Raw genomic sequence first — 19,110 nt, 5'->3', positions numbered from 1 at the left:
GCCGCGCGCCCCTTACCCGGCGACCATCGCCACGAACGCGGTCCAGGCGCCGGCGCCGATGATCAGGGCGGGACCCTGGGGGACCTTGCTGTCCCGTACGGGGACGACGTGGGGGACTCCGTCGGCGACCTCGACGCAGTTGTCACTCTCATCGCCGCTGCTGTAACTGCTCTTGCGCCAGCGGGCGCCGCTCAGGTCGTACTTGCGCATTGTCGGAAGTCCTCCGCCGCAGAGTCGATCAGGTCCAGGGACGCCCCCGGTGACAGCGCGACGGCCCTGAGCAGATCGTAGGACGCCTGTACTCGCTTCACCACTGTCGGTTCATCGAGCAGGCTGGATGAATGCACGCCTTCTGTATAGACAGTTGGCGGCGCGTCCTCGAACTCCATGAGCTTCATCATCTTGCCCATCCTCGGGTGGGCCCCGGCCGCGAACGGAATCACCTGCAGCACCACTCTGTGCTCGCGTGCCATGGTGCTGAGGTAGGCGAGCTGGTCGGCCATGGTGGCGGAGCCGCCGACGGGGATGAGTACTGCGGTCTCGTGCACGATCACCCAGTACACCGGGCGCGTGGCGTCCCTGAGGATGGCCGCGCGGTCCATGCGGATCCTGAGCAGGTCCTCGATGTACTCGTCCGTCGCGAACGGGTTGCTCGCGGCGAAGAGCCCTCGGGCGTACTCCGGGGTCTGCAGCAAGCCGGGGATCAGCGCCGGTTCGAACTCGCAGATCTTCGTCGCCAGCCGTTCCAACTCCGCCGCATGCGCAAAGTACTCGGAAAAGGGCTGGTCCTTGATCAGCTTTCGCCACAACCGTTCGAAAAAGCCATCGGTTTGTAGCACCTCATCAATACGTTGCGCCACATCCAGCTGAGGTTTTCGAATCGCCTGCTCGAACTGGCCGATGTAGCCCCCGGAAACGAATACGCGGATCCCCAGCGCCGACTGGCTGAGCCCCGCGTCCTCACGTCTCCGTTTCAGCTCCGCGCCGAAGAACTCCCACGCCGCCTGCCTCGAACCATTGGCCATGGCCAACCGCCTTTCGCTGCCTCGCAGTTGTAGAGGTCAGACTCCTGCCGAGTGTAGGCCGCGTGCGCCACCGTAGGGGCGAGAAGAGTGAAATCCGAAGGCAAAGGGGAGCCACGTGAAGGCGGACGGAAAGCAGCACGCAGTGGCATGTATCGAACAGGCGGAGGATACCGTGAGGGAATTGCGCACCGCACTCGCACGAGTGGGAATTACCGTGCCGTCACTGAGGATGGATCCCTCGTCGATCGCGAGGGAAACCCCGTGTCCGAGGATCGAATTGGGGGGTTGTTCGGTCGACGCGGCGGCACGACTCGCCGCCGTGCTGAGGAGTGCGCCATGAATGACCTGCCGCTGGAGCTGCCCGTAGGGGCGTACGTCGTGGACACCCGGAGCGGCCAGGTGGGCCGGGTGATGGGCCACGAGGGCCCGTACGTCCAGCTGCGCCCCTATGGGGGCGGCCGTGAGTGGGACTGCGCCCCGGAGGCGGTCCGCACCGCGACGACCGCGGAACGCCTGCGCGCGGCGACGGCGTACGCGAACGCGAGGAGCAGGGGCGAGGTGACCTGACGGTCAGCTGTACCAGGACTCCGGGCCCCCGTGAGGGGAGCGGGCGTACGTGGTGAACCGGCCCCGGATGAGCACCCGGGCCCGGCGACCCGTCGGCATACGCGAGAATGGACCCCATGAGTCTGTTCCGCGACGACGGCATCGTGCTGCGCACCCAGAAGCTCGGTGAAGCGGACCGCATCATCACCCTGCTCACCCGCGGTCACGGACGTGTACGCGCCGTCGCGCGCGGTGTGCGGCGGACCAAGTCGAAGTTCGGGGCGCGCCTTGAGCCGTTCTCGCACGTCGACGTGCAGTTCTTCGCGCGGGGGAGCGAGCTCGTCGGGCGCGGGCTTCCGCTCTGCACGCAGAGTGAGACCATCGCTCCCTACGGTGGCGGCATCGTGACCGATTACGCGCGGTACACCGCCGGAACGGCCATGCTGGAGACCGCCGAGCGGTTCACGGATCATGAGGGAGAGCCCGCCGTGCAGCAGTATCTGCTGCTGGTGGGCGCGCTGCGCGTCCTGTCGCGGGGGGAGCATGAGCCCCACCTCGTGCTGGACGCGTTCCTGCTGCGTTCCCTCGCCGTCAACGGCTACGCGCCCAGCTTCACCGACTGCGCGAAGTGCGGCATGCCGGGCCCCAACCGCTTCTTTTCGGTCGCCGCCGGCGGATCGATTTGCGTCGACTGCCGGGTGCCCGGCAGCGTCGTCCCGTCGGCGGAGACGCTCGCGCTGCTCGGCGCGCTGCTCACCGGCGACTGGGAGACGGCGGACGCGTGCGAGGCGCGGCACGCCAGGGAGGGCAGCGGGCTCGTTTCCGCCTATCTGCACTGGCACCTGGAGCGCGGACTGCGCTCATTGCGTTACGTAGAGAAAAGCACGTGAACAGCTAGGTAGGAGAGAGACCCCCCATGGCACGACGCGGAATCCTCGGACGGTCCCGCCGCGAGTACCAGCTGCCCGAGCCCCACCCCTCGGGCGCGCGACCGCCGAAGATCCCCGGCGAGCTGGTCCCGCAGCACGTGGCGATCGTCATGGACGGCAACGGACGGTGGGCGAAGGACCGCGGTCTGCCGCGCACCGAGGGGCACAAGGTCGGCGCCGAGCGCGTCCTCGACGTCCTGCAGGGCAGCATCGAGATGGGCGTCGGCGCGATCTCGCTGTACGCCTTCTCCACCGAGAACTGGAAGCGGTCCCCGGACGAGGTGAAGTTCCTGATGAACTTCAACCGCGACTTCATCCGCAAGACCCGCGACCAGCTCGACGACCTCGGCGTACGCGTGCGCTGGGTGGGCCGCATGCCCAAGCTGTGGAAGTCGGTCGCCCGGGAGCTGGAGATCTCCCAGGAGCAGACCAAGGACAACGACAAGCTGACCCTGTACTTCTGCATGAACTACGGCGGCCGCGCCGAGATCGCGGACGCGGCCCTGGCCATCGCCGAGGACGTGAAGGCGGGCCGGCTCAACCCGTCCAAGATCAACGAGAAGACGTTCGCGAAGTACCTGTACTACCCGGACATGCCGGACGTCGACCTCTTCCTCCGCCCGAGCGGCGAGCAGCGCACCTCCAACTACCTCCTCTGGCAGAGCGCCTACGCCGAGATGGTCTTCCAGGACGTCCTGTGGCCGGACTTCGACCGCCGTGACCTGTGGCGCGCCTGCCTCGAATACGCCTCGCGCGACCGCCGCTTCGGCGGGGCGATCCCCAACGAGGAGCAGATCGCCAACAGTTAGCACCCACCGGACACGAAGAAGGGCCCGCGCCATCGTCTGACCGATGGCGCGGGCCCTTCTCGTCCGTACGTCTACTTGTTCGCGCACTCCTGGCACGTCCCGAAGATCTCCACCGTGTGCGCCACGTTCACGAAGCCGTGCTCCGACGCGATCGCCTCGGCCCACTTCTCGACCGCGGGGCCCTCCACCTCGACGGCCTTGCCGCAGACGCGGCAGACCAGGTGGTGGTGGTGATCGCCGGTCGAGCAGCGGCGGTAGACCGTCTCGCCCTCGCTCGTGCGCAGGGCGTCGACCTCGCCGGCGTCGGCCAGGGACTGGAGGGTGCGGTAGACCGTGGTCAGACCGACCGAGTCGCCCTTGTGCTTGAGCATGTCGTGCAGCTCCTGCGCACTGCGGAACTCGTCCACGTCGTCGAGTGCCGCGGCCACCGCCGCACGCTGGCGGGTCGACCTGCCTCGAACCGGGGCTCCCACGGTTGCCTCCTCGCGTCTGCGCTCTGGTCTGGGCCTGCCGGGCCATTGTGCCAGGTCGGCCCGGACGCGGGTCAGGTCTTGGCCACCGGCTGGGCCGGTACCGAGCACTCCGCGGGATCACCGGCCGCCGCCGCGGCGGCGGCCGCCCGCGCCCTGCGCCTGGCCAGCGGCGTCGCGAGGACCGTGAGGGCGATGAAGACGCCGATGGTCAGGAGCACGATCGTCGCGCCGGGCGGCACGTCCTGGTAGTAGGACGTCACCGTTCCGCCCAGCGTCACGGCGATGCCGATCGCCACCGAGACCGCGAACGTCGCCGCGAAGCTGCGGGTGAGCTGCTGGGCGGCCGCCACCGGCACCACCATGAGCGCGGAGACGAGGAGCAGGCCGACGACGCGCATGGCGACGGTGACCGTGACCGCGGCCGTGACGGCGGTGAGGAGGTTGAGGGCGCGGACCGGCAGGCCGGTGACGCGCGCGAACTCCTCGTCCTGGCTGACCGCGAACAGCTGGCGGCGCAGCCCGACCGTGACGAGGACCACAAACGCGGCGAGCAGGCAGATCGCCGAGACGTCCTCCTCGGAGACCGTCGAGAGCGAGCCGAAGAGATACGACTGGAGGTTCGCGTTCGAGCCGCCGGGGGCGAGGTTGATGAACATGACGCCGCCCGCCATGCCGCCGTAGAACAGCATCGCGAGGGCGATGTCGCCGCGCGTCTTGCCGTACCAGCGGATCAGCTCCATCACGACGGCGCCGACGATCGCGACCGCCGTCGCCATCCACACGGGGGAGGTCGAGAGGAGGAAGCCGAGGCCGACGCCGGTCATCGCGACATGGCCGATGCCGTCGCCCATGAGGGCCTGGCGGCGCTGGACGAGGTAGATGCCGACGGCGGGCGCGGTGATGCCGACCAGGACGGCGGCGAGCAGCGCCCGCTGCATGAAGGCGTAGTTGAGGAGTTCCATGACTGACTCTCGCGTCCGGGCTCAGGTGAGCAGGCCGGTACGGACCGGCTCCGCGTCGGCGGTGTGCGGGTGGACGTGGTCGTGGCCGGGCAGCGCGTGCTGGCCGACCGCGCGCGGCGGCGGGCCGTCGTGCAGGACGCAGCCGTCGCGCAGGACCACGGCACGGTCGATGAGGGGTTCCAGGGGGCCGAGCTCGTGCAGGACGAGCAGGACGGAGGCGCCGCCCGCGACCTGCCGGCGCAGGGTGGAGGCGAGGACCTCCTGGCTGGCCAGGTCGACGCCCGCCATCGGCTCGTCCATGATCAGCAGCTCCGGCTCGGAGGCCAGCGCGCGGGCGATGAGGACCCGCTGGTGCTGGCCGCCGGAGAGGGCGTTGACGGAGTCCTTGGTGCGGTCGGAGAGCCCCACGAGGTCGATGGCGCGGGCGACGGCCTCGCGGTCGGCCTTGCGCAGGATCCCGAGGCGGGCACGGGAGAGCCGCCCGGAGGTGACGACCTCGTTGATCGTGGCGGGGACGCCGCCCGCGGCGGTGGTGCGCTGCGGTACGTACCCGACGCGGGCCCAGTCGCGGAAGCGCCGGCGCGGGGTGCCGAAGATCTCGACGTCGCCGCCGGTGACGGGGACCTGCCCTATGACCGTGCGGACGGCCGTGGACTTGCCGGAGCCGTTGGCGCCGAGGAGGGCGACGACCTCGCCGCGGCCGACGGTGAGGTCGATGCCGCGCAGCACGGGGCGCGAGCCGAGCTCGGCCGTCACCTTGCGCAGGGATATGACGGCTTCGCGGGTGTCGTCGTGGTTGCTCATGGCTCGTGCCTCCGTAGCCCCGGGGGTGGTGGTCACTTGGCGCCCAGGGCCTTCCGCAGGGCCTTGAGGTTGGACTCCATGACCTGGACGTAGTCCTTGCCCTTGGAGTCGTCGGTGATGCCCTCGATGGGGTCGAGCACGTCCGTCTTCAGGCCCGTGTCCTCGGCGAGGGTCTTCGCCGTCCTGTCGCTGACGAGGGTCTCGTAGAAGACGGTGGTGACGCCGTCGGCCTTCGCCATCTTCTGGAGGTCCTTGACGCGCTTCGCGCTCGGCTCGCCCTCGGGGTCGAGCCCGCTGATGGCCTCCTCGGTGAGGCCGTAGCGCTCGGCGAGGTAGCCGAAGGCGGCGTGGGTGGTGATGAAGACCTTGGAGTCGGTGTTCTTCAGGCCGTCCTCGAACGACTTGTTCAGGCCACCGAGCTTCTTCACCAGGGCCGCGGTGTTCTTCTCGTACGTCTTCGCGTGGTCCGGGTCGGCCTTCTCCAGGGCCTTGCCGACGCCCTCGGCGACCTCGGCGTACTTCACGGGGTCGAGCCAGATGTGGGGGTCGGCGCCTTCGTGGGAGTGCCCGTGGCCGTGGCCCTCGTGGCCCTCTTCCTCGTGCTCATCGGCGTGCCCGCCGACCTCGTTGCCGTGCTTCTCCATGCTGGTCAGCGATGCGGCGTCGACCTTGGTCTTGATGCCGGACTGGTCGATGGCGTCGTCGACGGCGGGCTGCAGGCCCTTGAGGTAGAGGGCGACGTCGGAATCCTCCAGCTCACCGCGCTGCCGGGCGGAGACGTCGAGGTCGTGCGGCTCCTGGCCCGGCTCGGTGAGCGTGGTGACGGAGACGTGGTCGCCGCCGATCTGCTCCGCCAGGTACTGCATGGGGTAGAACGACGCCACGACGTCCAGCTTGCCGTCCTTGTCGTCCGCGGCGGAGGTGGAGCAGGCGGTCAGGGCGGTGAGGCCGAGGACCGTGGCGGAGGCAAGGGCGGCGGTGGGTATCAGGCGTCGTACGTTCATGACACTCATTTTCAACAAATGTGGAAACGATTGTCAACAAGGCCCCTGCGGGGGAGTGCGCGGGGACGGGTACGGGGAACCGATTTGATTAGGGGGGTAAGGCCGCCGGTAACCTGAAGCATTCGCTCCCGAAGCCGTTGCTCCCGCAGCACTTGCTTCGTCCGCCGTCGTAATGAAGAGAGCACCGTGGCCGCCGACAAGATCGACACCATCGTCAGCCTGAGCAAGCGCCGTGGCTTCGTTTTCCCCTGCAGTGAGATCTACGGCGGTCAGCGCGCCGCCTGGGACTACGGACCGCTCGGCGTCGAGCTGAAGGAGAACCTCAAGCGCCAGTGGTGGCGCTACATGGTCACCTCGCGCGAGGACGTTGTCGGTATCGACTCCTCGGTGATCCTGGCGAGCGAGGTCTGGGAGGCCTCCGGCCACGTCAAGACCTTCTCCGACCCGCTCACCGAGTGCCTCTCCTGTCACAAGCGCCACCGCGCCGACCACCTGGAAGAGGCCTACGAGGCCAAGCACAACCGTCCGCCGGCCAACGGCCTCGCGGACGTCAACTGCCCCAACTGCGGTACCAAGGGCCAGTTCACGGAGCCCAAGCAGTTCTCCGGCATGCTCGCCACGCACCTCGGCCCCACGCAGGACAGCGGCTCCGTCGCCTACCTGCGCCCCGAGACCGCGCAGGGCATCTTCACCAACTTCGCCCAGGTCCAGCAGACCTCGCGCCGCAAGCCGCCGTTCGGCATCGCGCAGATGGGCAAGTCCTTCCGCAACGAGATCACGCCCGGCAACTTCATCTTCCGGACCCGCGAGTTCGAGCAGATGGAGATGGAGTTCTTCGTCAAGCCGGGCGAGGACGAGAAGTGGCAGGAGTACTGGATGGAGCAGCGCTGGAACTGGTACACCGGCCTGGGCCTGCGCGAGGAGAACATGCGGTGGTACGAGCACCCGAAGGAGAAGCTCTCCCACTACTCCAAGCGCACCGCTGACATCGAGTACCGCTTCCAGTTCGGCGGCAGCGAGTGGGGCGAGCTCGAGGGCGTCGCCAACCGCACGGACTACGACCTGACCGCGCACTCCAAGGCGTCGGGCCAGGACCTGTCCTACTTCGACCAGGAGGCCGGCGAGCGCTGGACCCCCTACGTCATCGAGCCCGCGGCGGGCGTCGGCCGCACCATGCTCGCCTTCCTCCTCGACTCCTACATCGAGGACGAGGCCCCCAACGCCAAGGGCAAGCTGGAGAAGCGGACGGTCATGCGCTTCGACCACCGCATCGCCCCGGTGAAGGTCGCGGTGCTCCCGCTCTCCCGCAACCCGGAGCTCTCCCCGAAGGCCAAGGGCCTCGCCACGGCGCTCCGCCAGAACTGGAACATCGAGTTCGACGACGCGGGCGCCATCGGCCGCCGCTACCGCCGCCAGGACGAGATCGGCACGCCGTACTGCGTCACGGTCGACTTCGACACCCTGGACGACAACGCGGTGACGGTGCGCGAGCGCGACACGATGAAGCAGGAGCGGGTCTCCCTCGACCAGATCGAGGGCTACCTCGCGACGCGTCTCGTGGGCTGCTGACGCCTCGGCCCGAGTGACTGTGCGGGAAGCCCCCGGTGCCGGATCACGGAACCGGGGGCTTCCGTGCGTCCTGAGGGGTCATCACGAGGATCGCGGTGTCCTGCGGCTGCGGGGTGAGCAGCAGGGTCATGCCGTACGGGTGGAGCGTGCCGTCCCTCCGTGACGCGATCTCCACCGTCCGCGAGGTGAAGTCCCCGATCGAACGGCAGGCCCACCAGGCGTCCAAGTCGGTCCGGGTGGACCGCAGTCGGCCGGTGAGGCGACGGAAGCCCCCGTCCTCGGGGCGGCGGTCGGCGCGGGTGCGCAGGTGCCGGTACAGGTCGACGGCGACGGGCTCCCAGTCGGGCAGCACGCGCCGGTGCCGGTCGTCCTCGACCAGCAGGAGCAGCAGATTGCGCCGCTCTTCGGCGACGTCGGCGGGATCGGGCCATACGTCGACGTAGGCACGGTTCCAGGCGAGCAGGTCGAGGGCGGGCCCGAGCACCGCCGCCGGACTGTCGGCCCAATTGTCGATCATGGAGCGGAGGCCGGGCTCGACTGCTGCCGGAACAGGAGCCGCCGTCGCGCCGGGGGCGAACCCGGCCAGGGCGAGGGCATGCCGATGGGAGGCGTCGTCGAGACGCAGGGCGCGGGCGACGGCGTCGAGCACCTGGCGGGAGGTGTCCACGCGCCCTTGCTCCAGCCACGTGTACCAGGCCACGGAGACGCCCGAGAGCGCGGCGACCTCTTCGCGGCGCAGCCCCGACGTGCGCCGCCGGGTCGTGCCGGGCAGCCCCACGTCGGCGGGGGAGAGGCGCTCGCGATGGGCGCGCAGGAACCCGCCGAGTCCGGACCGCAGCGCGGAGGTTGCCGTAGTGGACGCCATGACCCCAGCGTATGACCTGGAGTCACCCCCATGAACGCCTGGCTGGGCAGGCCCCTGGGGGACGGCGAGGCTGAAGCCATGACTGAGACTCCGACTGAGACCCCGACGATGTGGCGCCGCCGCAACGACTCCGCGAACCTGTCCGAACCCCGCCCCTTCATCCGCGTCTACACACCGCCCGGCACGCTGGACTCGCTGGCGTCGTCCTACGAGCGCTTGCTCGGCACGGAACGGGACATGTGGTTCGCGTACCCGGAGAAGGGGCTGAACCTGGCGGTGGTCGGCGCGTTCCTCCTGATCGAGGGCACGGAGGAGACACTGGCGCCGTTCCGCGCGACGCACGGCACGCTGCTGGTGGACTCGGCGCAGGCGTACCTGACGCGCCTGGCGGCTGAGGGCGCGGAGATCACTGACCCCTTGATCAAAGTCCCGACGGGCTCGGGCTTCACGGCGCGCCACCGGGACGGCACGGTGATCGAGTACGTGGAGCACAGGCCGACGGAGGAGGGCCTGTAGGCATGGTTGTCACAGGCGGGCCCTAGGGTCCGCCTGTGACTGAAACTTCCAGCTATCTCAGTGAGACCGCGGACGCCTACGACGCCATCGCCACCGTGTACGCGGACCTGCCCCGCGACGACCTGCGGGCCCCCTCGCTGGACCACGCGTGGATCGCCGCGTTCGCCGGAAAGGTGCGGGCCGAAGGCGGGGGAGCCGTCGCGGAGTTCGGCTGCGGCCCCGGCCCCGTGACGGCGCTCCTCCGGGACCTGGGCCTGGACGCGTTCGGCGTCGACGTCTCCCCGGCGATGATCGACCTGGCGCGCGAGGCGTACCCGGACATCCGCTTCGAGGTCGGCTCGGCGCAGGCCCTGGACCTGCCCGGCGAAGAGCTGCGGGGCATCGTGTCCTGGTACTCCCTGATCCACACCCCGCCCCCGGAACTACCGCCGTACTTCGCGGAGTTCCACCGCGCCCTGAGCCCCGGCGGCCACCTCCTGCTGGCCTTCTTCGAGGCGGAAGGTGCTCCGGTCACCCCGTTCGACCACAAGGTGACGACGGCGTACCGCTGGCCGACCGACGAACTCGCGGCACTCGCGCGCCGGGCAGGGTTCACGGAACTGGGCCGCATGCTGCGGGAGCCGGGGGAGGGCGAGCGGTTCCGGCGGGGGCATCTGCTGATGCGCAGGGACTGACATGAGGGCATGAGGGCGAGCGGGCGCGAGGGGCGTGCCCGCGCCGGCCTCAGATGCGAGCCGGGCTCGTCCGGGGCTCTCCCGCGGGGGTGCCGGTGCGGCCGTGCTCGGAGCCGGCGAGGGCCTTGCGGACGAGTGGGCGCGCGGCCCTCGACTGGAGCGCGCGCATCGCCAGCGCGTTGACCCGGATGCCCAGCGCCGACTTGGGCGCCATGGACGCGACCCGGCCGGGCGGGAGCTGCTGCGCCGACGCGGTGCGGGGCCGCATCGTCCGCTCGAAGGCGGTCAGCGCGGCGGGCGTCCGCGAGGTGTCGCCGGGGGCGCCCGCGGCGCGCAGCGCGGCCGCCAGCTCGGCGGCGCCGCGCAGGGCGAGTGCGGTGCCGAGGCCACTGAGCGGGCTCGCGCACCAGGCGCTGTCGCCGAGCAGGACGACCCGGCCGGTGCTCCAGCACTCCACGTGCACCTGGTCGAAGGTGTCCAGGGCGAAGTCGTCGGCCTGCCGGGCCGCGGCCAGGAATTCGGCGGCGCGCCAGCCGACACCGGCGAACGTCCGCTCAAGCAGGGCGAACTGGGCCTCGCGGTCGTGCCGCGGGGGCAGCGTGTCGGCGGCGAAGGTCAGGCCCACCTCCTGCTGCCCGGGGTGGCCGGGGCGGGCCTCGACGCCTCGGCGGCCGGGTGCGTTGTGCGTCAGGAACCAGCCGTCGAGGTGCGGCGTCCCGGGCCCTTCGACGAGGGTGAACCAGGCGTGGGCCAGGCCGAGGGGCCTGCGGTAGTCCTCCTCGGGGCCGAACCGCAGCGCTCGGACCCGTGAGTGCGCTCCGTCGGCGCCGACCACCAGGTCGAACGTCTCCTCGGCGCCGCTGCGGAAACGGGCGAGCACTCCGGTCCCGGTGTCCTCCAGCGCCTCCACGGTCTCGCCGAACCGGTGCGTCACGCCCGGCCCGGTCGCCTCGTGGATGATCCGGGCGAGGTCCGTGCGCAGCAGCTCCTCACGCGACACGTATCCGCGCCCGTCGAACGCCTCCACCGGCATCTCGGCGAGCCGCCGCCCCCGCGCGTCGATCCAGGCCGCGCCGCGCTGCGGCACCAGGCACTCCAGCGCCTGCCCGAGCAGCCCGGCGCGGTCCAGGACTTCCCGGCTGTCGCCGCGCAGGTCGACGGTCTGGCCGCCGGCGCGCAGGGCGGGCGCGATCTCCGCGACGGTGACCGTCCAGCCGTCCCTCTCCATGAGCAGCGCGAGTGTGTCCCCCGCGATTCCAGCGCCGACGACGAGTACGTGAGCCACGACATCCTCCGGTTCCGCTTCTGCTGCGGTGTCGATCGCGGGGCGTCCCAGCGACCCTCGTACGACCCTCATGCGAATCTTTCGCATTTAACGTAGCCCCCGTGAACGCCCTAATGCAATAGTTTCGCGATAGAGTGATGTCGTGACGCAAGCATCAGGGACAGCCCGCCCCGGCGGCCGTACCGCCCGCACCCGAGAGGCCGTGCGTGCGGCCACCCGCGAACTGCTGGCCGAATCGGCCGACGGCACCGTCGACATCGCGAAGGTGTCGGCCCGCTCGGGCGTCCACCTCGCCACGATCTACCGCCGCTGGCGCAGCGCGGACGGCCTGATCATCGACGCGGTGGTGGACGAGCTGGACAGCCGTTCGCCGCTGCCCGCCACCGGCGACCTGCGGGCCGACCTGCACGCCTGGATCACCAACCTGCTCGGCGACCTGACGGACCCCGGCCACCTGGCCTTCTTCCGGGCCCTGCTCCGGGCCGGCGGCGAGGGCCAGGACACGCGGGTCTTCGCCGAGCCCCGCATCCAGCAGATCCAGGCCACCCTGGACGCCGCCGGCGCCACCGTGCTGACCTGGATGGACATCTTCGAACTCGTGCTGGCGCCGGCCTATGTGCGGGCGCTGCTGACCCTGCCGATGGACCCGGCGACCGAGACGGAGCGGCTGGTCGACAACGTGCTGGCGATCCGCGCGGCGCGCGAGCGCGCGGCGGCGGAGTGAGAGTCTCCGCTCTGAGGGGGCGTCCGGCCGGTCAGGCCCGCAGGCCGCGCAAGGCCAGGTCCAGGACCGCCGTGAACGCGTCCTCGATGCCGGGACGGGACCAGTGGGACGCGTAGCACGGGTCGTGGAAGCGGGACGTGGCGTCGAAGACCGCTCGGGCCGACAGGGCCGGGTCGAGGGACGTGAAGTCGCCCGCGTCCGTGCCCTCTTGGATGATCGCCGTCAGTTGTGACGTGAGGTCCGCGATGTGCGCGTCGACGACGTCGCTGTTCTCGTCGACCAGGACCGAGTACGTGGCGAAGAGCTCCGGGTCGTCGCCCGCCTTGTGCTGCTTGGCGTCGAAGAGGCCCGCCAACCAGAGGCGGAGCTTCGCCTCGGGGGGCTCCGCGCCCGTGACGATCGCGGAGAGGGCCTGCGACGTACGGTCCAGCCAGCGCCGCGTCACCGCGCCGCGCAGCTCCGCCTTCGTGCGGAAGTGGCGGTACACCGTGCCGTGGCTCACCCCGAGGGCGCGGGCCACGTCGACCACCGTGGCCTTGGCCGCGCCGTGCCTGCGCAGCACCTCCTCGGTCGCTTCGAGGATGCGCTCGGGGGTCAGGGGAGCCGCGGTTGCTGCCATGGCTAGACCGTACCCGGGGGCGCTCAGCGCTCGCTGTCGAGGTGTGCCATCTGGGAGTCCGGGTAGCGGGCCCCGGCCGCCGCGCCCGCGGGGACGGCCTCCTCGATCGCGGCCAGGTCCGCGGCGTCGAGCGTCACGTCCAGGGCGCCGAGCGCCTCGTCCAGGCGGGCGCGCGTACGAGCGCCCACCAGCGGCACGATCGACGCGCCGTGCCGCGGGCCCTGCGCCAGCACCCAGGCGATCGCGGTCTGCGCGACGCTCACGCCCTTCTGGTCGGCGATCTTCCGCAGCGCCTCGACCAGGTCGAGGTTGCGGTCGAGGTTCTCGCCCTGGAAGCGGGGGCTCATCGACCGGAAGTCGTTCGCGGCCAGCTCGCGGTCGCGGGTGAAGTGGCCGGAGATCAGACCGCGGGACAGCACCCCGTACGCCGTCACGCCGATGCCCAGCTCCGCGACCGTCGGCAGGATCTCCGCCTCGATGCCGCGCGAGATCAGGGAGTACTCGATCTGAAGGTCGGAGATCGGCGCCGTGGCCGCCGCCCGGCGGATCGTGCCCGCGCCGACCTCGGAGAGACCGATGTGCCGTACGTACCCCTTCTCGACCAGCTCGGCGATGGCGCCCACCGTCTCCTCGACCGGTACGTCCGGGTCGATGCGGGCGATGCGGTAGACGTCGATGTGGTCGACGCCGAGGCGCTGGAGCGAGTACGCGGCGAAGTTCTTCACCGCGGACGGGCGGCCGTCGTACCCCGACCAGCCGCCGTCCGGGTCGCGGAGCGCGCCGAACTTCACGCTGGTCAGCGCCTGTTCGCGGCGGGCCGCGGGGGCGGAGCGCAGGGCTTCGCCGATCAGCATTTCGTTGTGGCCCATCGCGTAGAAGTCGCCGGTGTCGAGGAGCGTGACGCCCGCCTCCAGGGCGGCGTGGATCGTCGCGATCGACTCCGTGCGGTCCGCTTCTCCGTAGAGCGCGGACATGCCCATGCAGCCGAGGCCGAGGGCGGAGGTCTGGGGTCCGGTGTTTCCGAGAGTGAGAGTGCGCATGCCTCCACCCTGGCATGACAGCTGACAGATTTCAATATCTGTCACTTGTCACCTGTCACAGGAGGGTGGGACGGCCGCTCGGAGAGTGAGGGACAATGGAGGGTCCCGTCGTCCGTCCCGGAGATCATCGATGCCGTCCCTGCCGCAGCCCCTGTCGATCGGCCCGCACACCGTGCAGCCGCCCGTCGTGCTCGCCCCCATGGCGGGGATCACGAACGCGCCGTTCCGGACGCTGTGCCGGGAGTTCAGCGGCGGCAAGGGCCTCTTCGTCAGCGAGATGATCACCACGCGCGCCCTGGTCGAGCGCAACGAGAAGACCATGCAGCTGATCCACTTCGACGAGACGGAGAAGCCCCGCTCGATCCAGCTGTACGGCGTCGACCCCGCGACCGTCGGCAAGGCCGTCCGCATGATCGCGGAGGAGGACCTCGCCGACCACATCGACCTGAACTTCGGCTGCCCCGTCCCCAAGGTCACCCGCAAGGGCGGCGGCTCCGCGCTCCCGTACAAGCGCCCGCTGCTGCGCGCGATCCTCCGCGAGGCCGTCAGCGGCGCCGGGGACCTGCCCGTCACGATGAAGATGCGCAAGGGCATCAACGACGAGCACATCACCTTCCTGGACGCGGGCCGCATCGCCGTCGAGGAGGGCGTCACGGCCATCGCCCTGCACGGCCGCACCGCCGCCCAGCACTACGGAGGCACCGCCGACTGGGACGCCATCGCCCGCCTCAAGGAGCACGTCCCCGAGATCCCCGTCCTCGGCAACGGCGACATCTGGTCGGCTGCGGACGCGGTCCGCATGATGAACGAGACCGGCTGCGACGGCGTCGTCGTGGGCCGCGGCTGCCTCGGCCGCCCCTGGCTCTTCGGCGACCTGGTCGCCGCCTTCGAGGGCACGGGCGCACCCCAGGCGCCGACCCTGCGCGAGGTCTCGAAGGTCATGCTCCGCCACGCCACGCTCCTCGGCGAGTGGATCGGCGACGAGGCGCGGGGTGTCATCGACTTCCGCAAGCACGTGGCCTGGTACCTGAAGGGCTTCGCGGTCGGCTCCGAGATGCGCAAGCGCCTCGCGATCACCTCCTCGCTCGCCGAACTGGAGGACGGGCTCGGCGAGTTGGACCTCGATCAGCCGTGGCCGGCCGGCGCGGGCGGCCCGCGCGGCCGCACCTCCGGCAACAACCGCGTGGTCCTGCCGGACGGCTGGCTGAAGGACCCGTACGACTGCGCGGGCGTGAGCGAGGAAGCGGAACTGGACACGTCGGGCGGCTGACGCCGGGTCCTGGACGGACGACGGGTCCCGGACGAGGGGCCCTAGGCCAGGGTCACCGTCACGGGCAGCTCCTTGATCCCGTTGACGAAGTTTGACCGTACGCGCCGCACCTCGCCCGCGACGCGGATGTCCGCGAGCCGCGGCAGCAGCTCCTCGAACATGATCCGCATCTCCAGACGGGCCAGGGAGTTGCCGAGGCAGAAGTGCGGGCTGCCCTTGCCGAAGGTGACGTGGTCGTTGTTCTCGCGGGTGACGTCGAAGCGGTACGGATCGGGGAAGACGTCCTCGTCGCGGTTGCCGGAGGCGAACCACATGACGACCTTGTCGCCCGCCCTGATGAGCTTCCCGCCGAGCTCGACGTCACACGTGGCCGTACGCCGGAAGTGGTAGACGGGCGAGGCCCAACGCAGGCACTCCTCGACGGCGTTCGGAATGAGCGAGGGATCGCGGACGAGCCGTGCCCGTTCCTCCGGATGCTCGATGAGCGCGAGCATGGAGTGCGAGATGGCGTGCCGGGTGGTCTCGTTCCCCGCGACGACGAGCAGCAGGAAGTAGTTGTCGAAGTCGGTGGCGGAGAGCGGTACGCCGTCCTTGGGCGAGCTGTTGACGAGGGCCGTCACGAGATCTTCCCCGCTGCCACCCCGCCGCCGGGCGGCCAACTCCCGCCCGTACGCGAAGACTTCGAGGGAAGCGGGCGACCTGAAGGGTAAATTCCGGTACTGCCCGCTCTCCGCGCTCTCCAGGAGCACGTCGGCGTAGTCGGGGTCGGTGTTGCCGATGATGCGGTTGCCCCAGTCGATGAGCTGCTGCGTGTCGCCTTCCGGGACGTCGAGCATGCGGGCGAGCACGTTGATGGGAAAGTCGGCGGACACTTCCCGTACGAAATCGAACGTGCCTTTGGGGAGAGCGGCGTCGAGCGTACGCGCGGTCAGGCCCCGCAGGAACGTCTCGTACGTCGCGACGGCGCGCGGCGTGAACCGCTTCTGCAGGATGAGCCGCATGGCCCGGTGCCGCAGCCCGTCGGTCTCGAGAAGCGACCGGCGCAACGTGATGTAGTCGTCGTCCACCTCCTCCAGGTTGGTGAACATCTCGGAGGTGAAGGTCTCGGGGTCGCGGTCGACGCGCACGATGTCGGCGTGCCGGGTGACCGCCCAGAAACCGGAGTTGGGCGGCGGCTCGGGCTGCCAGTGGACGGGATCCTCGCGGCGCAGCACGTCGAACATCCGCCAGGGCAGCTCGCGGTCGGTGAACCGGTCGTTGTCGGCGAGGTCGACGTCGGCGAGAGGGAGGGGAGGGGTGTCCGTGCGCATAGGGGTGCTCCCTTTCAGGGCTTGGCCTTCCTTACGCGGCCTTTCCGGTCTCGGCGGGGGAGGGGCGGACTGATCCGGCGCTCAAATGAGAAAGGCGTACTCCCCGAACTCCCAATCAGTGACGCTCTGTTGGTACCGCTCGACCTCGTTGCGCTTGTACGTCAGGAACGCGCGGGTGAAGTCCTCGCCGAGGAGCCCGGTGAGCGCCTCGTCGGCCTCCAGCGCGTCGAGGGCCTCGGGGAGCGTGGCGGGGAGGCGGGGTGCGGAGGACTCGTCGTATCCGTACCCCTCCAGCGGGGCGGGCGGTTCGGGCCGGTCGCGGAGGCCGAGCAGGACGGCGGCGACGGTGCCGGCGACGAGGAGGTAGGGGTTGGCGGACGCGTCACCGAGGCGCAGCTCAAGGCGGGTGCCGACGCCGCGCTCGGGCGGGATGCGGACCATGGCACTGCGGTTGTCGAGCCCCCAGTCGATCAGCCAGGGGGCGAGGGTGTCGGGCCCGAAGCGTTTGTAGGAGTTGACGGTGGGGTTGAGGAGGGCGGCGAGGGCGGGGGCGTGCCGCAGGACGCCGCCGACGGCGTGCCGGGCGGCGGCGGAGAGCCCGTACTCCGCCCCCGGATCGTCGAAGACGTTCCGCCCCTCCCCGTCGACGAGCGACAGATGCACATGGAACCCGGACCCGCCGAGCCCGTTGAAGGGCTTGGCCATGAAGGTCGCGAGGCGCCCTTCGTGGCGGGCGGTCTCCTTGACGGCGGCCTTGAAGAAGAAGGCGCGGTCGGCGGCGTCCAGGGCGCCGGAGTGATCGAGATTGATCTCGAACTGTCCACCGTCGAATTCATGGTTCCCGGCGATGACGCCAATGCCGAGGGCCTCCAACTGGCGCAACGTGCGCAGGAGATGGCCATCGGGGTCGCCGCGCCGCCCGGCGCTGTAGACGTTGCCGGTGGCGGCGCCGTAGGGGGTCCAGCCGGAGGGGGTGGTGGGGGAGGAGTCGCAGAGGAAGTACTCCAGTTCGGGCCCGACGACGGCGGCGAGGGGCCCGCGCCGGTCGGCGCCCTGGTGGTCCGGGGCGGCGTAATCGTCCACGCGCGCAAGTACGCGCTTCAGCAGGGCGCGTGGGGACTCGGGTACGGGCCCCTCCGTGAGCGGGTCCAGGCTGTCGCCCAGACACCAGGCGACGCCGGGCTCCCACGGCAGTGGCTTCACGGTGGCGAGGTCCGGTTGTACGCAGATGTCGGGGAGCCCCGCGTCGAGTCCGCCCGCGACGGGGACGACGTCGCCGCGGGGGGTGGTGTGGTACACGGCCCTGCAGAAGGTCAGGCCGTGCGTGCAGGCGCTCGGCAGCCGGCCCAGGAGGATGTCTCTGCCCCGGTCGGCGCCCAGGAGGTCGGGGTAGACGACGCGGACGACGTCGGTGCCGGTGGCTCGGAGGTTCTCCACGGTGGCCGTGGCCGTAGCCGTGGTCCGGGCGGTGGTCGCCCTGCCCTGTGGTGGTGCGCTCGCTTCACTCACCCGTGGCCCAGCCTTTCTGGGGGCGCGACGCGCGATTTGTTTGACCTCAAACGTTAGGGACGGCGAGCGCCCCTCCGCAAGGCCCCGTACGCGGGGGGTTTACGGGTGGGGTCCCCTGCGGGGGCCTGAACCTGATCCCCGCGGCGACGCCCCGCGCCCGCCGCCCCGCGGCGAACCACACCCACCCACCTACCCGTTCACCCCGCACCGCCCGGGCGGGCAACCGGCGAACCGCACCCAAGGCGCCCCCGCCAGGAGTCGTGACAGGCGGTACCGCCCGGCGTATCGTACGGGCTCAAACGAACCCGACCGAGGAGAGGTGCGCCGAGCATGGTCGGAGTCCGCGGGTTCCATCCGCCCAAGAGCGCCACCGGCCGTTCCTCCCTCATCCCCGCACCCCCCTGGCACTACTCCGGCGACCTCCTCACCATCGAGTACCGCACCAACCCCGCCCGCGTCCGCGAACTCCTCCCCGAGCCCCTGGACATGGCCCCCGAAGACCCCGGCGCCGTCGCCCTCATCTGGGCCGACTGGCAGTCGTGCGGCGCCGAGAGGGCCGAGCTGCTCGACCCCGTCCGCGCCCAGTACAAGGAGTGCTTCGCGGTCGTCCGCTGCGCCTACCGCGCCCGCACCTACTCCCGCTGCGTCTACATCTGGGTCGACAAGGACTTCGCCATCGCCCGCGGCAACCACCAGGGCTACCCGAAGAAGCTCGGCTCCATCCACCTCACCCGCCCCCACCCCTACGGCCCCGCCCCCCGCATCGAGCCCGGCGCCGTCTTCGGCGCCACGCTCGCCGCCGCCGACCGCCGCCTCGCCGAGGCCGTGGTCACCCTGCGTGAACCCTCCGAGACCAACGGGTTCGTCAACGCGCACCCCATGGCTCACCACCGCCAGCTCCCCGCCATCGACGGCAAGGGCCTCGCCCTCGACGAGCTGATCGCGTCGGGCGCCGCCGCGTTCGAGGGCGGCCAGGCGTGGTCGGGCGACGCGGACCTGACCCTCTTCGACGCGCCCACGGAGGAACTGGCGAAGCTCACGGTCGACGAGCCGATCGGCGCGTACTACCGCCAGGTGGGCGTCACGTGGACGGGCGGCACGCTGCTGGAGCGGGGCTTGTAACCCCAACGTTGCCGTAACTTGCCCCCTGTCCCCTGTCCCCTGCCCCTCCCCCCGG

21 protein-coding genes are annotated in these 19,110 nt (G+C 70.6%); 9 read left to right on the top strand and 12 right to left on the bottom strand.

The features are described from left to right. Positions 1 to 12 precede the first annotated feature (12 nt). Together DEJ49_RS11335 and DEJ49_RS11330 are read right to left on the bottom strand one after the other, a co-directional pair. Positions 13 to 210, bottom strand: a complete 198-nt coding sequence (locus DEJ49_RS11335; RefSeq protein WP_150184024.1) for a DUF397 domain-containing protein — start codon at positions 208 to 210, stop codon at positions 13 to 15. Then, positions 192 to 1,025: a helix-turn-helix domain-containing protein gene (locus DEJ49_RS11330; RefSeq protein WP_150184023.1), complete on the bottom strand. Its 834-nt coding sequence runs from the start codon at positions 1,023 to 1,025 to the stop codon at positions 192 to 194. The genes DEJ49_RS11335 and DEJ49_RS11330 overlap by 19 nt, the downstream gene beginning before the upstream one ends. Positions 1,026 to 1,361: 336 nt before the next feature. Here DEJ49_RS11330 and DEJ49_RS11320 point away from each other — a divergent pair, with 336 nt between their 5' ends. The 3 genes from DEJ49_RS11320 to DEJ49_RS11310 all read left to right on the top strand — a co-directional run bounded on the left by DEJ49_RS11320 (position 1,362) and on the right by DEJ49_RS11310 (position 3,309). Further along, positions 1,362 to 1,592 carry a hypothetical protein gene (locus tag DEJ49_RS11320; RefSeq protein ID WP_399533580.1) on the top strand — a complete coding sequence of 77 codons (231 nt, stop codon included), beginning with the start codon at positions 1,362 to 1,364 and terminating at the stop codon, positions 1,590 to 1,592. 116 nt (positions 1,593 to 1,708) lie between these two features. Then, positions 1,709 to 2,461, top strand: a complete 753-nt coding sequence (gene recO, locus DEJ49_RS11315) for a DNA repair protein RecO (protein ID WP_150184021.1) — start codon at positions 1,709 to 1,711, stop codon at positions 2,459 to 2,461. Between the two features lie 26 nt (positions 2,462 to 2,487). After that, positions 2,488 to 3,309 carry an isoprenyl transferase gene (locus tag DEJ49_RS11310; RefSeq protein ID WP_150184020.1) on the top strand — a complete coding sequence of 274 codons (822 nt, stop codon included), beginning with the start codon at positions 2,488 to 2,490 and terminating at the stop codon, positions 3,307 to 3,309. 71 nt (positions 3,310 to 3,380) lie between these two features. Here the strand turns inward: DEJ49_RS11310 and DEJ49_RS11305 are convergent, their stop codons facing one another. The 4 genes from DEJ49_RS11305 to DEJ49_RS11290 form a co-directional block, all read right to left on the bottom strand. Next, positions 3,381 to 3,782 carry a Fur family transcriptional regulator gene (locus DEJ49_RS11305; protein WP_055563158.1) on the bottom strand — a complete coding sequence of 134 codons (402 nt, stop codon included), beginning with the start codon at positions 3,780 to 3,782 and terminating at the stop codon, positions 3,381 to 3,383. A 71-nt stretch (positions 3,783 to 3,853) separates the two neighbouring features. After that, positions 3,854 to 4,744, bottom strand: a complete 891-nt coding sequence (locus DEJ49_RS11300; protein WP_150167540.1) for a metal ABC transporter permease — start codon at positions 4,742 to 4,744, stop codon at positions 3,854 to 3,856. Positions 4,745 to 4,765: 21 nt separating this feature from the next. Further along, positions 4,766 to 5,548 (bottom strand): metal ABC transporter ATP-binding protein, encoded by a 783-nt coding sequence (locus DEJ49_RS11295; protein WP_150184019.1) that lies wholly within the window; start codon positions 5,546 to 5,548, stop codon positions 4,766 to 4,768. 32 nt (positions 5,549 to 5,580) lie between these two features. Further along, positions 5,581 to 6,552 carry a metal ABC transporter substrate-binding protein gene (locus DEJ49_RS11290; protein WP_150184018.1) on the bottom strand — a complete coding sequence of 324 codons (972 nt, stop codon included), beginning with the start codon at positions 6,550 to 6,552 and terminating at the stop codon, positions 5,581 to 5,583. A gap of 186 nt (positions 6,553 to 6,738) precedes the next feature. On the opposite strand from DEJ49_RS11290, the gene DEJ49_RS11285 reads away from it, so the two are divergent. Then, a complete protein-coding gene (locus DEJ49_RS11285) occupies positions 6,739 to 8,121 on the top strand; it encodes a glycine--tRNA ligase (protein ID WP_150167534.1) in 1,383 nt (460 codons plus the stop codon). A gap of 43 nt (positions 8,122 to 8,164) precedes the next feature. On the opposite strand, the gene DEJ49_RS11280 is transcribed toward DEJ49_RS11285, so the two are convergent. Continuing rightward, entirely contained in the window at positions 8,165 to 8,986 is an 822-nt protein-coding gene (locus DEJ49_RS11280) for a helix-turn-helix transcriptional regulator (protein WP_150184017.1), read from the bottom strand. 78 nt (positions 8,987 to 9,064) lie between these two features. Here DEJ49_RS11280 and DEJ49_RS11275 point away from each other — a divergent pair, with 78 nt between their 5' ends. Next, positions 9,065 to 9,502, top strand: coding sequence for a VOC family protein (locus DEJ49_RS11275; RefSeq protein WP_150184016.1), 438 nt, complete (start codon positions 9,065 to 9,067; stop codon positions 9,500 to 9,502). A 35-nt stretch (positions 9,503 to 9,537) separates the two neighbouring features. After that, positions 9,538 to 10,176, top strand: coding sequence for a class I SAM-dependent DNA methyltransferase (locus tag DEJ49_RS11270; protein WP_150184015.1), 639 nt, complete (start codon positions 9,538 to 9,540; stop codon positions 10,174 to 10,176). 49 nt (positions 10,177 to 10,225) lie between these two features. Here DEJ49_RS11270 and DEJ49_RS11265 read toward each other — a convergent pair whose 3' ends face one another. Then, the gene (locus tag DEJ49_RS11265; RefSeq protein ID WP_190329321.1) at positions 10,226 to 11,461 is read right to left on the bottom strand and encodes an FAD-dependent monooxygenase; all 1,236 of its coding nucleotides are present in this window, start codon (positions 11,459 to 11,461) and stop codon (positions 10,226 to 10,228) included. A gap of 142 nt (positions 11,462 to 11,603) precedes the next feature. Here DEJ49_RS11265 and DEJ49_RS11260 point away from each other — a divergent pair, with 142 nt between their 5' ends. Further along, positions 11,604 to 12,185 carry a TetR/AcrR family transcriptional regulator gene (locus DEJ49_RS11260; RefSeq protein WP_150184013.1) on the top strand — a complete coding sequence of 194 codons (582 nt, stop codon included), beginning with the start codon at positions 11,604 to 11,606 and terminating at the stop codon, positions 12,183 to 12,185. Positions 12,186 to 12,216: 31 nt separating this feature from the next. On the opposite strand, the gene DEJ49_RS11255 is transcribed toward DEJ49_RS11260, so the two are convergent. Further along, positions 12,217 to 12,804, bottom strand: coding sequence for a TetR family transcriptional regulator (locus DEJ49_RS11255; RefSeq protein WP_150184012.1), 588 nt, complete (start codon positions 12,802 to 12,804; stop codon positions 12,217 to 12,219). 23 nt (positions 12,805 to 12,827) lie between these two features. Continuing rightward, positions 12,828 to 13,844 carry an aldo/keto reductase gene (locus DEJ49_RS11250; RefSeq protein WP_150184011.1) on the bottom strand — a complete coding sequence of 339 codons (1,017 nt, stop codon included), beginning with the start codon at positions 13,842 to 13,844 and terminating at the stop codon, positions 12,828 to 12,830. Positions 13,845 to 13,974: 130 nt separating this feature from the next. On the opposite strand from DEJ49_RS11250, the gene dusB reads away from it, so the two are divergent. After that, positions 13,975 to 15,114, top strand: coding sequence for a tRNA dihydrouridine synthase DusB (gene dusB / locus DEJ49_RS11245; RefSeq protein WP_150184010.1), 1,140 nt, complete (start codon positions 13,975 to 13,977; stop codon positions 15,112 to 15,114). A 41-nt stretch (positions 15,115 to 15,155) separates the two neighbouring features. Here the strand turns inward: dusB and DEJ49_RS11240 are convergent, their stop codons facing one another. Beyond that, entirely contained in the window at positions 15,156 to 16,424 is a 1,269-nt protein-coding gene (locus DEJ49_RS11240) for a cytochrome P450 (RefSeq protein WP_150184009.1), read from the bottom strand. Between the two features lie 81 nt (positions 16,425 to 16,505). Beyond that, positions 16,506 to 17,861, bottom strand: a complete 1,356-nt coding sequence (locus DEJ49_RS11235) for a glutamine synthetase family protein (protein ID WP_150188161.1) — start codon at positions 17,859 to 17,861, stop codon at positions 16,506 to 16,508. Between the two features lie 402 nt (positions 17,862 to 18,263). On the opposite strand from DEJ49_RS11235, the gene DEJ49_RS11230 reads away from it, so the two are divergent. Then, positions 18,264 to 19,055 (top strand): acetoacetate decarboxylase family protein, encoded by a 792-nt coding sequence (locus DEJ49_RS11230; protein ID WP_150184008.1) that lies wholly within the window; start codon positions 18,264 to 18,266, stop codon positions 19,053 to 19,055. Positions 19,056 to 19,110: the final 55 nt, after the last annotated feature.

Origin of the sequence: Streptomyces venezuelae (assembly GCF_008642335.1) — a bacterium.
Lineage (GTDB): Bacteria > Actinomycetota > Actinomycetes > Streptomycetales > Streptomycetaceae > Streptomyces > Streptomyces venezuelae_F.
The sequence above is the reverse complement of the archived record's forward strand: the minus strand, read 5'-3'. Positions and strand labels throughout refer to the sequence as shown.

Excerpts from the sequence above, each read along its gene's own strand:
- DEJ49_RS11335 (WP_150184024.1), bottom strand. The coding sequence starts at position 210 with ATGCGCAAGTACGACCTGAGCGGCGCCCGCTGGCGCAAGAGCAGTTAC.
- dusB (WP_150184010.1), top strand. The coding sequence starts at position 13,975 with ATGCCGTCCCTGCCGCAGCCCCTGTCGATCGGCCCGCACACCGTGCAG.
- DEJ49_RS11295 (WP_150184019.1), bottom strand. The coding sequence starts at position 5,548 with ATGAGCAACCACGACGACACCCGCGAAGCCGTCATATCCCTGCGCAAG.
- DEJ49_RS11250 (WP_150184011.1), bottom strand. The coding sequence starts at position 13,844 with ATGCGCACTCTCACTCTCGGAAACACCGGACCCCAGACCTCCGCCCTC.
- recO (WP_150184021.1), top strand. The coding sequence starts at position 1,709 with ATGAGTCTGTTCCGCGACGACGGCATCGTGCTGCGCACCCAGAAGCTC.
- DEJ49_RS11320 (WP_399533580.1), top strand. The coding sequence starts at position 1,362 with ATGAATGACCTGCCGCTGGAGCTGCCCGTAGGGGCGTACGTCGTGGAC.
- DEJ49_RS11290 (WP_150184018.1), bottom strand. The coding sequence starts at position 6,552 with ATGAACGTACGACGCCTGATACCCACCGCCGCCCTTGCCTCCGCCACG.
- DEJ49_RS11330 (WP_150184023.1), bottom strand. The coding sequence starts at position 1,025 with ATGGCCAATGGTTCGAGGCAGGCGGCGTGGGAGTTCTTCGGCGCGGAG.
- DEJ49_RS11255 (WP_150184012.1), bottom strand. The coding sequence starts at position 12,804 with ATGGCAGCAACCGCGGCTCCCCTGACCCCCGAGCGCATCCTCGAAGCG.
- DEJ49_RS11230 (WP_150184008.1), top strand. The coding sequence starts at position 18,264 with ATGGTCGGAGTCCGCGGGTTCCATCCGCCCAAGAGCGCCACCGGCCGT.
- DEJ49_RS11310 (WP_150184020.1), top strand. The coding sequence starts at position 2,488 with ATGGCACGACGCGGAATCCTCGGACGGTCCCGCCGCGAGTACCAGCTG.
- DEJ49_RS11280 (WP_150184017.1), bottom strand. The coding sequence starts at position 8,986 with ATGGCGTCCACTACGGCAACCTCCGCGCTGCGGTCCGGACTCGGCGGG.
- DEJ49_RS11275 (WP_150184016.1), top strand. The coding sequence starts at position 9,065 with ATGACTGAGACTCCGACTGAGACCCCGACGATGTGGCGCCGCCGCAAC.
- DEJ49_RS11240 (WP_150184009.1), bottom strand. The coding sequence starts at position 16,424 with ATGCGCACGGACACCCCTCCCCTCCCTCTCGCCGACGTCGACCTCGCC.
- DEJ49_RS11300 (WP_150167540.1), bottom strand. The coding sequence starts at position 4,744 with ATGGAACTCCTCAACTACGCCTTCATGCAGCGGGCGCTGCTCGCCGCC.